The organism is Leptospira interrogans (assembly GCF_900156205.1).
GTDB classification, from domain to species: Bacteria; Spirochaetota; Leptospiria; order Leptospirales; family Leptospiraceae; genus Leptospira; species Leptospira interrogans.
Map to the genome: position 1 here is coordinate 262011 of NZ_FTNA01000001.1, position 12943 is coordinate 274953.

Below are 12943 nucleotides of genomic sequence, written 5' to 3' on the forward strand. Positions count from 1 at the left end.
TAAAATCATCAAAAACGTAATCTACGAAAACTCATACACTTTTTGTTAGAGTAGAAATATTTTAATTTTTTAAAATAAACTACTTTGGATTTTACAGAAGAGAGATCTGTATTTTCTGTTACAAATGATTTTTGTCATTTCGAAAAATTCTACTCAAATTCAATTTTTAAAAAGATTAAAGTAAAATACGGAATCGTTTGACTAAAGTCCTTTTCCGATTCAGATTGATTTTAAAGTGATCTACTGATGAAATTTGAAAAGAACAAAATTTATGATGGAATTTTTCTTTCGGATGTTCACTACCTTCTCAACAAAAAAATAAAATCCCACAAACACAAAGAACTTTTTCAATTTTTAGATCATTTAAATCAGAGAAACGTCCGTTTCAAGAACGTCTACCTCGTGGGAGATATTATAGAAAATTGGTTCTTTAGCGCTTCTCGTAGACTCAAAAGAAGTAAAAAAAAATTCAATAAACTTTTCGATAGATTAGACAACTTATCCGCGTTTGGTGGAAATAAAATTTACATAGTCGGAAATCATGACTCCACTTCGTATTTAATGAATCTACCTCCTAAAATCCAGAAATATCTTAAAGAAAGAAACTGGAACATATGCGAAAAAACGGAAAACGATCTACTGATTGCCGTTCACGGACATCAAGGACAGTACAACCGTTTCACATGGATCGGTTCTATTTTTCTATTACGTTTTTTGCATACAATTGCGCTACTCATTCCAAACCTTTTTCGTTTTTCGGAAGCTTTTTACCAAAAACATCTAAATAGACAGGATCCAAATACACCGGAAGAAATTCTAGGATACTACAAACGACTTTCAAAAATCACACACCAAGGAAATCGTGTTTTAATTTCCGGACATACTCATGACTTCCTATGTGTTCCTCATTTAAAAATCATCAATACGGGTGATTGGGTAAAAAGTAATAGTTTTGTCATACAGGACGGTTCACGTTTTATCGGAGCCAAAATGAATAAACGGGGAGAATTTTCTAAAGAGTTCGTCTACAAACACAAATAAGAATCTTTTCTTTGATAAAAATATTTCTTGCGAAACACTTTCCAAAGGTGCAGAATTACCGGATGCAAAATTCTATGATCTTGCAATTTATTTCGGAACATCCTTGGTATTCCTTGTTTTATACAATTGGAACTTATCTTTTTTTTGCGCTTCTACACGACATCTTTCAAAGAAGACACGCAATCAAACATAACTTTCCTCTCGTGGGTAGAATCAGATATATATTTGAAACGATCGGCCCCGAACTCAGACAATATTGGGTTGCAAACGATAAGGAGGAAATGCCTTTCAATCGAGCAGAACGTTCCTGGGTTTATGCGACCGCCAAAAAACAGAATAATAACTTCGGTTTCGGAACAACGGAACTTTTATACGAAGCGGGTTACCCAATTATCAAACACAGCGCGTTTCCTTTTCCGGAGTCGAAAGTAAAACATCTTAAAAACGATACTTCCATGATTCCTTGTCTTAAGGTCATTGGTGAATTTCATAACCGTAAAAAACCGTTTCGCCCTCCTTCCGTCGTAAATATTTCTGCTATGTCCTACGGATCTCTCGGAAAAAACGCAGTCTCCGCTCTTAACAAAGGAGCGATGATGGCTCATTGTTATCAAAATACGGGCGAAGGTGGAATTAGCCCCTATCACAAGTTAGGCGGAGACATCGTTTGGCAGATCGGAACTGGATACTTTGGCGCAAGAGACGAAAAAGGAAATTTTTCTTTAGAAGTGTTTGGTCAGAAAATCCAAGAGAATCCTCAAATAAGGATGATAGAAATAAAACTTTCCCAAGGCGCCAAACCGGGTAAAGGTGGAATTCTTCCCGGCAAAAAAGTCACAAAACAAATCGCGAGTATTCGAGGAGTTCCCATAGGAAAAGACTGTGTTTCTCCTAACGCACATTCTGAATTCGGAAACGTAAACGAACTGATCGACTTTATCGAAAGACTTCATTTCGCAAGCGGCCTTCCAGTTGGGATTAAAAGCGCCATTGGTGAAATCCATTTCTGGAACGAACTTGCCGAAAGGATGAAACAAACCAACAAGGGCCCGGACTTTATCACGATCGACGGCGGAGAAGGTGGAACCGGAGCCGCACCTCTCGCTTTTGCAGATCACGTTTCTCTTCCTTTTAAAGTAGGTTTTGCAAGAGTCTATCAGATCTTTCAAAAGGAAAAACTTTCGGAAAGAATGGCTTGGATCGGAAGTGGTAAATTAGGATTTCCTGATAGAGCTATCGTAGCCTTTGCAATGGGTTGTGACTTGATCAACGTCGCAAGAGAAGCAATGATGTCCATCGGTTGTATTCAAGCACAACGTTGTCATACGGATCATTGTCCGGCAGGAGTCGCAACCCAAAATCGCTGGCTACAAGCTGGCCTAGACATCGAACTCAAAGCGGAGCGAAACGCGAATTATATTAAAGGACTCAGAAAAGAAGTACTTTCAGTCACACACGCAGCAGGATACGAGCACCCACTTCAATTTAGAGGAAGTGATATTGAAATTAGTGCAGGACTCAATATTTTTAAAACCTTAGAAACGATTTTAGGTTATGAAAGAGATCACGTTCATTTTACGAAAATGTTGGACTATACGGATCATACTTATTTGGAAGAATATATGCAAGGCACTACTAAACAAGAACATCCTAAAACTGTATGAGTTTCTGCATTTTAAAAATTTAATTATCAACCGGGACATACAATAGAGTTGTTGAAAAATTCCATAGCGCTTGATTTACAAAACTGCTTTGATTAAACATTTTATGAAACAGAAACAAGATGAAAAATTAATTTTTTAACAACTCTAATATAATTTTGTAGAAAAAGATGATTAAAGAAAAGTCTCATTTCAAAAATGTTTTTAAAAAAGACTTCAGTGATATTTAAAACGAAGTGCTTCTAAGATGAATTCTAAACTCAATTTAGGAGCTTGAATTTCTTTTCCTCTTGCCACATTGATTTCTAGAAAAAAACCTGTGTGAAACGTACAAATCCATGTCCAAGTTTTCCTTTTCTTTTACAAACACAATCGAAGAAGCCAGAGACGTTTTGATAAAACCAACTTTCTATTTTAAAAATCTTTCTAAAACTCCTGAAGAATCTCTAATTTCCCTATACCTTCGTTGTTTAGTATATATGGGGTTTTTATACATAGTTGCTGTCTTGGGAATGACATTGTTTACTCCGAAAGAATTTTTAAATCCTCCTTTAACTTTGTTATTTTTAGAAATGCCCTTGGCGTATTTAATTTCTAGTATTATCGTTTTTCCTATTTTAGGTTTTATTTATATGTTTTTTTCTTGGATCTGCGGAGGAAATACCAACTGGAAAAAAAATTTTAGAGCTAGCACTGCAATCTTTAGCACATTCTGGGCCGCATTATTTTTTCAAAGTTTTGGAGGATATGTTCACTTGTATCTTGGGCTTGGAATTGGAATTGTTTTTACTGCATACATTCCTTTTTTATTTTATTTAGCTCTTACTTGTTATCTACAAGCACCCATCAAAAGAACTGCGGCAATTCTTTCAGGATTTGTACTCATTCTATTGTATCTTCAATATTCTAAAATGGACTTATACGTAAAAAACCACAAGGTTATAGAGGGTATCAATTCCTATAAGCCAATTATAAAAGAAGAACAATCTCAAATAGAACCCGAAACAGAAGCAGTTGAAGGAATCATTCAAAAAGCAATGGAAAAAGCAAAAAACACAAAGGAATGACAGTCATGGCGAGAATTCAATTAGAACTTCCAAATCAATTCATCTGGTCTGTAGATCTAGACGTAAGAATCTACGACGTCAACTTCGCCGATCATCTTGCCCACGATAGAGTAATCTCTTTACTTCACGAAGCAAGAGCTAGATTTTTTCTAGAACATAATTACAACGAACTCAATGTAGAGGGACTAGGAATCATCATGACGGATATTGCAGTTGTTTATAAAGCAGAAGCATTTTTTCGAGATAAGGTCCGAGTAGAAATTACCGCTGGCGACTTCAATCCAAAAGGTTGTGACATTTTCTACAGAATGACTCACGCAGACGGTCCTGCCAACGGCAGAGTAATTTGTGAAGCTAAGACTGGAATTGTATTTATGGATTATACAACTCGAAAATTAGGCGCTCTTCCAAATGGATTTAGAAAAATTTTTCCTTAAAGATTCCAACTAAAAATATTTTCTCTATAACGACTCTAGTAACCTATAATTTAGACGTTAAGAAAGTATCTTATTATTAAAACGATCGTTTGCCCCGTCTATAAATAAGAGAGTAATCGTATTTTTACATTTTATGCTGGGAGCTTTTGGGGAATCTCCTATACATCAAAAGTCCTCGGAAAAAACTGGCTTATTAGCTATACTTGAGGGTTTTTCTATGAAACGCACCGAACTGGAAAGAAGAGAAAGAGATCTCCGCAAAGCAGAAAAAAAGGTTCAGCTTCAAGAAAAGAGATTAGCCTCCGGCAAAGGAAATAGTGTTGGGGTTTATATCGACGAACTTTCGGCACTTTTTCGTTATGACGCTACGGAAATCTTCAATACGGGAGACGACATCGCAGTTTTAGAACTTTTAGAAGATATTCAAGCAAATCTTCCTGCAAAACAATGGGAAAATGTACTTCGAAAAGCCATCAAAAAAACTGGGGTTCAAGAAAAAGAAAAAGCGTATAATGAACTTAAAGAATTAATGAACGAAGAAACAGAGGAAGAAATCGAGGTTTAATCCCGATTTCTTCCTATAAACAACTTTACTCGCTTGCAATTTCACAGAATCGACATATTATATTTTTTTACAACTATACCCTCTGCTTTAAAATCATTCAAATAATCTAAAAAACAAAATAAAAACTTTAATTTTTAAAACGACTTCATTTTTCTACTTTTCACTTCAATCATTTTCGCTTACTCTACAAACTTATTCAAAAAATCGAACCTCGAACGATAGCGATAATGAATCTACCACCTCTACATGAAAACATGGAACTCGTCTGGTCTGCTTTCGCTTTTTATTCTGGTTTTTCTTTTATAGTTTTTGGAATTAATTCGCTAATAGCGTATAAAAATCGAAGGGTTCAAGGAAGTAAGGAATTTCTACTCGTTGTTACCGGACTCGCTTTGTACTCATTTGGAAGCTTTTTCGAAATCGTTTCGCGAAATGAAAAATGGATTCTTTTTTGAGACAATTTTCAATTTATCGGAAGAGACATCACCATCATCGGCATTTCTTTTTTAATTCTTAGACTCACTTTTGTTTATCGACTTTCCTTAATCTTTTTTATTTTACTATTTCCAATTTCAAACGAATTTGTTATCTGGTCTGGATACAAATCAGAATTAATACGTAAAAACATTCAGTTTCTTGCAAATACTTCTTGGAAAGTTCTCACATACGATTTCGGTCCTTGGATGAAATTTTCAGTTTCTTATTATCTTTTGATTCAAACGATCGTCATAACGATTCTAATTTGGAAATTTTTAACTTTTAACGGTTTTAAAAGAGCACAAATGTTTATGCTTTTAATCGGAATCTTATTTCCATTTTTAGGAGGACTGATGACGGTTACGGGTCTTTTTCCGTTCATCAATCCTCATCTGGACGTATTCCCAATTACCGGTTGTATAACTTCCCTCGTTTGGGCATACGGAATTTTTTATTTTAAGATGATGGATTTGATTCCTGTCGCAAGGGATAAAGTTTTTAATCTCATCCAAGACGGAATTTTAATATTAGACAAAAATAATTTGATTTTAGATTACAACGAAGCATCTGTTGCGTTATTTCTAAATCGACTTAATTTTACAGGTGTTACCCTAAAAGAAATTTATCCGGAGTTGGATTACCTGATTGAAAAGTACAAACTAAAGGAAATCGATTCCATTCCGGATCTTAGACTTTTTATGAATGGAGAACTTAGATATTACGAAGTAATTCTTAAGAATTTCTCCAATCGATCTACACCAAGTGATTTTTGGATACTCACTCTACGAAATATCACAGAACGCAAGTTAGGTGAAGTAAGAGCAATCGAAGAAAAAAACTTTTTGAATATGATTTTAGATTCCACTCGGGTTCTTTTTTTAGCACTCGATAGAGAAGGAAGAATTCTCAGATTCAATAAAGCATGTGAAAACGCATTTGGCTATCGTTTTAAAGAAGTTCACGGGCATACTTTTTGGGAAATTTTTGTTGAACCTAGAAAAAGAGAATTCGTTAAGAAAAAATATTTTAAAATGATTCGAAGCAATTTTATTCCTAAGGCTCAAGAGCAGTGGATTAGTAAATTCAAAGAACGTAAAGTAATCCTATGGGAAAACAGAGAAATTAAGGACGATCATTCCAATACGAATTATATCATATCTGCAGGTGCAGATCTAACCGACGTCTACAACGCGGAAAATGAAATTGCAAATTTAAAATCCGCAAACGAAGAAATCACTAAAAAGAATCAGATGATCGAAGATCAAAAAAAAGAACTGGAAAAAATCATCGAGACTCTTAAAAAAACTCAAGCCCAACTCGTTCAAACTGCAAAACTCGCTGACTTGGGTCAACTCGTGTCCGGAATCGCGCACGAAATCAATAATCCGTTAGGTGCAATCCAAGCTTCAAATCAAAACATTCAATATTATACCAAATCTTTTCGAGAGAAATCTAAAGACTATTTTCAACTTTTAAGAAAACTTTCTGAGAAAATCAGAAACCAAATCATAGATATTATAGAAATCGCGGGTCAACATTCTGATTTGATTTTGGGTATTGAAAGAAGAAAACGCATTAAAGAAATTAGAGCAAATCTGGAAGATCTTGGATTTGTTTCCGCTCCCAATGAACTCTGCGAAGCCGCATTTGAATGTGGTCTTTATGGAAAAGAAAAAGAATACATAGATCTTCTAAAACATAAAGAAGCCGTTTCCATTTTAGAATTGATCACTAATCTTTTAGGACCGGAAAGAAACTCTCAAACGATTCAGACCGCAGTGGAAAGATCTTCTAAAATTTTATACGCCTTAAAAAGTTTTGCACATTTTGATAATAATAGTGTATTAGAAGATTCTAATTTACGCGAAAATGTAGAAACCGTTTTAACACTCTACCAAAATTTATTCCGCCACGGCGTTGAACTTTCCGTAGAATTTGAAGACCTACCTCCCGTTCCTATTTATCGAGACGATCTTTTACATCTTTGGACAAATCTAATCATGAACGCTGTACAGGCGATGACTTACTCCGGTAAACTAAAAATCCAGGGATATAAAGAAGATAACTTTGCCGTTATTTTAGTAGAAGACTCGGGTCCAGGTATTCCAGAATCGATTCGAGACAAAATTTTTAATCCTTTTTTTACCACAAAACCCCCAGGCGAAGGAAGCGGTCTCGGTTTGGACATTTGTCTTAAAGTAGTTGAAAAACATAACGGCACAATCTCATTTGATTCTATTCCAGGTAGAACTGTATTTAAAGTAGGAATTCCATTAAAAAATAATAATACATGAATATTATAAAATTCCTTTACGAGGAAGCAGTCTAATTTCATCCGGATATACCACATCCGGCAAAATAGACAACGTTGCAAGCCACTTTCCAAAATCATCCACTGGAATCATATCGTCCTGATCAAATCCTTCCCTACCCTTCCATATATCCGTATAAACCGCTCCGGGATAGACTGTAATAACTCGAATCCCCTTGGATTTTAATTCTTCTCGAAGAGCCTTTGCAAAACCTGCAATCGCGTGACGGCTGGCACAATACGCAATCGAGTTCGGAAAACCTTGGTAACCCGCCGTGGAAGACAGATAACATAAAAAGGAACCAGATCTTAATAATGGAAGAATTTCCTTTGTAAGTAAAAATAGAGAATTTAGGTTGAGAACGAAATGTGCATTCCATTCTTCTAATGCGATTTGTTCTATGGACTTAAAAAGCCCACTCCCAAAAGTAAAGTAGACCCCTCCTAAGTAGGATACTTGCTTTTTTAAAACTTCTACAAATTCAAGAACCTCGGATTGTCTGGAAAGATTACATTGAAAATTCTTTCCGGATTGAAACCCTTCACTCGTTTTCCAAACCACTCCGGTCCTAGAAACTCCGATTGCAGCCTGATTTAGTAAATTCAGATTTTCTAATACAGATTTTCCAATCCCCGAACCTGCACCGGCTACGAGAATGAGTTTGTTTTCTTGTTCAGAAGACAAAAAATTCTCCGCTTAATAAAAAGTAGCCGGATATACCGGAAATTCGACGGAAAATATCTCTCGACGATCTTGTTCCAATACATCACTAACAGAAAGTTTTCTCGGTTCACCCGAATACGAAAAACTTTTCCAAGAGGTCATGTATTTGAGAATAAAATCTGTCGCTTCTAGATTTCGATTCGCCTGAACCGCATCTTTACCCCAAACGGTAATCCCGTGTTTTTCGATGATACAAAATGGAACGTGTGGCCTGTATTCCTTTAGATATTTTTCCAAACAATCGGAAATATCCTGTACATTCGGAAAATTATATATTATGGGAACATAAACCTTTGGATTTTCCTCCCAAATTCCGTATGCTTTTAAAATTTCGATCGCCGGGAGTTCAAATAAAGCAATTGGTTCGTTTTTAGAAGTATTTGCACAAATTAGATTCGATTCAAGAGTATGAACGTGTAAACCACAACCAACCTCGTCTAACGCTCGATATACGGCCCTATGGATTGAGGTTTCCGCGCTGGGTTTTAGTCCTTTAGTCGCCTTTACATTTTTGGAATCTACCGGTTTGCCCGATTCTAAATCGACATAAAGAAAATTGCGTTTGTTGAGAAGGTCTTTATCCAACCCACTTCCGCTGACCCAGAACCCGGATTCTTCGGGAATTCGAATGGATAAGTTTCCGGCAGTTCCAGGCATCCATCCGTTTTTATGGTAGTATGCCCCCAATTCAGAGAGCCTTTCCAATTGTTTTTTAACGGACATATCAGTCCAGGGAATTGGTTTCTTCCACGTAGTTTGGTACCCAACCGCTCATATCTTGAAAGTAACGAACCGCTTTGATTCTTTTTTTATCATCCAGATAAAACCAATGATTTGTATTTCTTGGAACGGAAATGAAATCGTCCTTGTATACGTGAACTAAAAATTTTTCATCCTTAAATGCAAAGCCAAAAACTCCCGATCCATCCACGATGTATCTAACTTCTTCGTCAGTGTGATAGTGAACTTTATCAAACTTCGCGAGCATTTCATTCAATCCGGAAACATTCGGATGTAATACGATCAAGTCCCTAGATTGATAACCCTCTTTTGCTTTTAGAGTTTCAAATCGATCATCCAGTTTTTTTAATAGTTCTTCCTTTTCCGTATCTACCAAAACTTCCTTATCTGTCAGATTTGACGCGTTATGCGGCACCTTCCAATGATCATAGTCAATCCCTCTCTCCTTGAGAAAAGATTTTACTTCATTTGTTTCCTGAATTGGCGTCAGACCATTTTGTCTTACTATCGTTGCCATAATAGATAATTCTCCACGAACGTTATTTACTGACTCTTTCTACATAGGTGAGATCCCGCAGATCAATTTTGATAACGTCCCCTTGTTTTACAAAAATAGGAACGTTTATTTCTCCACCGGTTTCTACAGTAATTCTTTTTTGAGCCGTACCAGAAGTATCTCCTTTCAGACCTTCTTCTGCATAAGTTACTTCTAAAATGGAAAAATTTGGTGGGATTACTCCGATCGGTTTTCCTTCGTAGAATGTAACTTCCATAGGTGTTTCTTCTTTTAAGAAAGGAAGAATATCTTCTACATATTCTTTAGACACCGGCATTTGTTCGAAATCGTTAGAGTCCATGAAGATGATATCATCCCCTTCGGTGTAGCAGATGGTCATATTTCTTTTTTCTAACTCAACACTTTCTAATTTCTCTGCAGCTTTGAAAGTACGTTCGATAGAACTATTTCTGGTGAGGTTCTTGAGTTTTGTTCTGATAAAAGCAGATCCCTTTCCAGGGTTTACGAACTCGGTTTTAACTACCGAATAAAGATCCCCTTCTACTTTGAGAACCATACCTTTTTTTACTTCTGTGATACCAAGAGTCATGGAATTTCCTACGAATAATTTACCTCCTTCTATTTCTTTAGAAACGAACCCATTGTCAAGAAAAAGAACCCGTCGAGCGCCCCATAGAAAGCGAGATGTTGAATTAAAAGAGTCTGGCACTGAATTAATCGACGAGGACAGCGAAACCTTTAAGAATCCTAGATTCCGCCAAACCAAAATTCCGAGCTGTCTTATATTTAAAATACATAGCCTATTTATCATCCCTCCCAGTACAGACATCAATCCAGTGCAAATAACACGCAGAGAAATTCAAGAAACAACCTGACTATTATTTTGAACTTAAAAAACCTCAGAGGAGTGAAATACTAAGTTTTCAGAGAGACCTGTTTCGTAGAAATAAGCACAAAATGAATTTTCAGAATATAATAAAATCCTAAAATAGCGGCTGCTCTTCTCAGAAAATTACCCTTCAACCTTCTGGTGGTATTCTCACAGAAGTCGTTTACTGATTTAACGTGCATTCAGTGTAAGAAAAAATTTTCTAAAAGTATAAATTCCTACAATTTTAAAATTTGTTCGTAAAATTGTGATTTGTAGTATAGTTCCCGCACTTAAATGCGACAGATTTAATTGTTATAAATTGTGGTAGTTCCTACATTTAAAGAATCGATTTGTAAAGTTCAGATTTCAGCTTTTTTCAAAATCATGAGTTCCTTACGTCAAACTCACGTTGATTTACTGTTTGTCTGTAAAATCGTTTTTTTACTGATGTTTATAAAATTAAACACCGTAAATCTTTATTACCAACCTATTTCAACCAAGAGTATTAAAGTTGTTGAAAAATTCCATAGCAGCGATTAGTAGAATTACTTCAATCGACCATTCCATGAAACAGAAACAAGATGGAAAATTCATTTTTCAACAATTCTATTAGATACTTTATTACATAGTTCTGAGTAAAAAACTTGAATTAGCCTATTTAAATCTGGGAATCTTATAAAATGAGTTTTAGAGCTTGCCTTAAGACCTCAAAGAGTTTTACCCGATTCTTTAAAAATTTTTAATCAAATGCAGTAGTTCCTACAAATTAGGTCGCATTTGGTAACTTTCGAGCAGTTCTAATCTCGTTCAATTTTCGTAGTAATTCCCAGATTTTTGTGAAACTCAATCGGATCGTTCGATAGGATTTGGGACGAACTCTTTAATTGAATAATTGTCATTGAACATGTTTCATGCAAAAATTCTTTATGAAATATGGTTGGTTGTCTTTAAATTTTAGAGTGATTTTCTCCCACATGCTTCTTTATTTTTAGAACGATTGGAATGTGTAACATCCGTAATACGAATCGAATTTGTGGAAACTACCAATTTTTATAAAACTGAGATCATTCAATTTGATCGCAGAACTGTTTTCAATGTAAAAAAATCGGTATTTTATTACATAGCTCTGAGTAATATAAAATTTGAATTTTACAAATCCCTTTTGAAAATGTAGGAAACTACCACGTCTAAAAAAATCTGTAGGAATTGGAACAAGTTTGATTTCATCAGACACGAAAGCAATTGAAGTTAAACTTAGCAAATTGAAATATCGAAAAATTTATTTTTACTAAAATCTATGTAATAAATAGATACTACAAATCTTTATCGCAAAAACCGGTCTGAGTCAAACCATTGGTACTTTTTTACATAGTTATCGATAGTTCAATTCGTAGATAAAAACTAAAAGCACAACCCTATTAAAATTTACTTTTTCAAAATGCGCCAGAATTTACCTAAAACAGAACTCATAGATTCTAATGTATGAATTTGTAATAATTCAAACTCGAATTGTAATGGACTTTTTTACTACCGAGAACAGTATCCCCGACAACTTCCCACAGGAACGTAAAGTATGAAACTCAAGTTTATAATCCTAGTTGCAATTATTCTTATAGGAAATTGTAAACCCAAAGAAACAATCACCGTCACGGGTTCGGAAACGATGCACGTAATGCTTCAGATGATCGGCTTGGAATATACTCGAAAGAAATCCGGAATCCAAGTAGTAGTTCAAGGTGGTGGATCGATCGAAGGTATTGAAAAATTATTTCAAGGTAAAACTGATATTGCTGCAGCCAGTAGACCACTTACCGAAACAGAGCTCAAAGAATTTGATTCCAAAGGCAAGTTTGAATCACTTACCATAGCCTATGATGGAATTGCCATCATCGTTCATCCATCCAATCCGATCCGTAAAATCAGTTTGGAAATCGCTTCTAAAATTTTTTCGGGAGAAATTTCAGATTGGTCCAAGATCGGAGGTAAACCCGGAAAAATAGACGTGATCATTAGAAACGATAAATCTGGAACCGCATCCTATTTTGAAACCCACGTTCTCAAACAAAAAGACTTAGGAAGTAAAAATTTTGAGACAAGGAAAAATGTAATATATTCAAAAATGGCTAAAATCGTCTCAGATAACGACTCAATGGCAGCGGAAATTGATTCCAATCCAAACGCGATCGGTTTTATGGGAATGGGGAGCGCTCTTTTTGAAAACAAAGGCAGAGTACGCGCTCTAGAATATTCTCTTTCCGGTAAAGATCCTTTTGTAGTACCTAGCATAGAAAACGTGTATAATCGAAAGTATGAACTTTCCAGAGGACTTTATTTATTTTATCTTTCCGACCACGGTCAAAAAATAGACGACTTCATTACGTATGTTACGGGCGAAGAAGGACAAAAGACAATTCTAAAAAGTGGATATTTAAGAGGAACACTCCCAACCGTAGAAGTAGAAGTCAAAAAGTAGAATCCGGTTCGTAGTTGACTCTCCGAACGATACTAGGATGGTTTTAGTAGAATCAAAT

12 protein-coding genes are annotated in these 12943 nt (G+C 35.5%); 8 read left to right on the forward strand and 4 right to left on the reverse strand.

The genetic code is table 11. The features are described from left to right. Nucleotides 1-246: 246 nt before the first annotated feature. From BW942_RS01130 to BW942_RS01155, 7 genes are all read left to right on the forward strand, one after another. Nucleotides 247-1041, forward strand: a complete 795-nt coding sequence (locus BW942_RS01130; protein ID WP_000667237.1) for a UDP-2,3-diacylglucosamine diphosphatase — start codon at nucleotides 247-249, stop codon at nucleotides 1039-1041. Nucleotides 1042-1103: 62 nt separating this feature from the next. Next, complete coding sequence (locus BW942_RS01135) at nucleotides 1104-2705, forward strand: FMN-binding glutamate synthase family protein (RefSeq protein WP_001181593.1); 1602 nt, start codon at nucleotides 1104-1106, stop codon at nucleotides 2703-2705. Nucleotides 2706-3040: 335 nt separating this feature from the next. Then, nucleotides 3041-3769: a Yip1 family protein gene (locus tag BW942_RS01140; protein WP_000033181.1), complete on the forward strand. Its 729-nt coding sequence runs from the start codon at nucleotides 3041-3043 to the stop codon at nucleotides 3767-3769. Nucleotides 3770-3774: 5 nt separating this feature from the next. Further along, nucleotides 3775-4206, forward strand: a complete 432-nt coding sequence (locus BW942_RS01145; RefSeq protein ID WP_001972581.1) for an acyl-CoA thioesterase — start codon at nucleotides 3775-3777, stop codon at nucleotides 4204-4206. A 217-nt stretch (nucleotides 4207-4423) separates the two neighbouring features. Continuing rightward, nucleotides 4424-4771, forward strand: coding sequence for an LB_289 family protein (locus tag BW942_RS01150; protein WP_001972568.1), 348 nt, complete (start codon nucleotides 4424-4426; stop codon nucleotides 4769-4771). A gap of 227 nt (nucleotides 4772-4998) precedes the next feature. Further along, the gene (locus BW942_RS21640) at nucleotides 4999-5226 is read left to right on the forward strand and encodes a hypothetical protein (RefSeq protein ID WP_001052991.1); all 228 of its coding nucleotides are present in this window, start codon (nucleotides 4999-5001) and stop codon (nucleotides 5224-5226) included. A gap of 54 nt (nucleotides 5227-5280) precedes the next feature. Further along, nucleotides 5281-7542 carry a histidine kinase N-terminal 7TM domain-containing protein gene (locus tag BW942_RS01155; RefSeq protein ID WP_229309473.1) on the forward strand — a complete coding sequence of 754 codons (2262 nt, stop codon included), beginning with the start codon at nucleotides 5281-5283 and terminating at the stop codon, nucleotides 7540-7542. 3 nt (nucleotides 7543-7545) lie between these two features. On the opposite strand, the gene BW942_RS01160 is transcribed toward BW942_RS01155, so the two are convergent. From BW942_RS01160 to efp, 4 genes are read right to left on the reverse strand one after another with little or no spacing between them, the layout of a single operon-like run. Beyond that, complete coding sequence (locus tag BW942_RS01160; protein ID WP_000093663.1) at nucleotides 7546-8244, reverse strand: SDR family NAD(P)-dependent oxidoreductase; 699 nt, start codon at nucleotides 8242-8244, stop codon at nucleotides 7546-7548. A 12-nt stretch (nucleotides 8245-8256) separates the two neighbouring features. Beyond that, the gene (mtnB, locus tag BW942_RS01165) at nucleotides 8257-9006 is read right to left on the reverse strand and encodes a methylthioribulose 1-phosphate dehydratase (protein ID WP_000111953.1); all 750 of its coding nucleotides are present in this window, start codon (nucleotides 9004-9006) and stop codon (nucleotides 8257-8259) included. 1 nt (nucleotide 9007) lies between these two features. Beyond that, nucleotides 9008-9541 carry a 1,2-dihydroxy-3-keto-5-methylthiopentene dioxygenase gene (locus BW942_RS01170; protein ID WP_000201440.1) on the reverse strand — a complete coding sequence of 178 codons (534 nt, stop codon included), beginning with the start codon at nucleotides 9539-9541 and terminating at the stop codon, nucleotides 9008-9010. A gap of 22 nt (nucleotides 9542-9563) precedes the next feature. Continuing rightward, entirely contained in the window at nucleotides 9564-10130 is a 567-nt protein-coding gene (gene efp / locus BW942_RS01175) for an elongation factor P (RefSeq protein ID WP_000172195.1), read from the reverse strand. Nucleotides 10131-11985: 1855 nt separating this feature from the next. Here efp and BW942_RS01190 point away from each other — a divergent pair. Next, nucleotides 11986-12885, forward strand: a complete 900-nt coding sequence (locus BW942_RS01190) for a phosphate ABC transporter substrate-binding protein (RefSeq protein WP_000768212.1) — start codon at nucleotides 11986-11988, stop codon at nucleotides 12883-12885. Nucleotides 12886-12943: the final 58 nt, after the last annotated feature.

Excerpts from the sequence above, each read along its gene's own strand:
- BW942_RS01150 (WP_001972568.1), top strand. The coding sequence starts at position 4,424 with ATGAAACGCACCGAACTGGAAAGAAGAGAAAGAGATCTCCGCAAAGCA.
- BW942_RS01140 (WP_000033181.1), top strand. The coding sequence starts at position 3,041 with ATGTCCAAGTTTTCCTTTTCTTTTACAAACACAATCGAAGAAGCCAGA.
- BW942_RS01170 (WP_000201440.1), bottom strand. The coding sequence starts at position 9,541 with ATGGCAACGATAGTAAGACAAAATGGTCTGACGCCAATTCAGGAAACA.
- BW942_RS21640 (WP_001052991.1), top strand. The coding sequence starts at position 4,999 with ATGAATCTACCACCTCTACATGAAAACATGGAACTCGTCTGGTCTGCT.
- BW942_RS01130 (WP_000667237.1), top strand. The coding sequence starts at position 247 with ATGAAATTTGAAAAGAACAAAATTTATGATGGAATTTTTCTTTCGGAT.
- BW942_RS01190 (WP_000768212.1), top strand. The coding sequence starts at position 11,986 with ATGAAACTCAAGTTTATAATCCTAGTTGCAATTATTCTTATAGGAAAT.
- efp (WP_000172195.1), bottom strand. The coding sequence starts at position 10,130 with ATGACTCTTGGTATCACAGAAGTAAAAAAAGGTATGGTTCTCAAAGTA.
- mtnB (WP_000111953.1), bottom strand. The coding sequence starts at position 9,006 with ATGTCCGTTAAAAAACAATTGGAAAGGCTCTCTGAATTGGGGGCATAC.
- BW942_RS01145 (WP_001972581.1), top strand. The coding sequence starts at position 3,775 with ATGGCGAGAATTCAATTAGAACTTCCAAATCAATTCATCTGGTCTGTA.
- BW942_RS01135 (WP_001181593.1), top strand. The coding sequence starts at position 1,104 with ATGCAAAATTCTATGATCTTGCAATTTATTTCGGAACATCCTTGGTAT.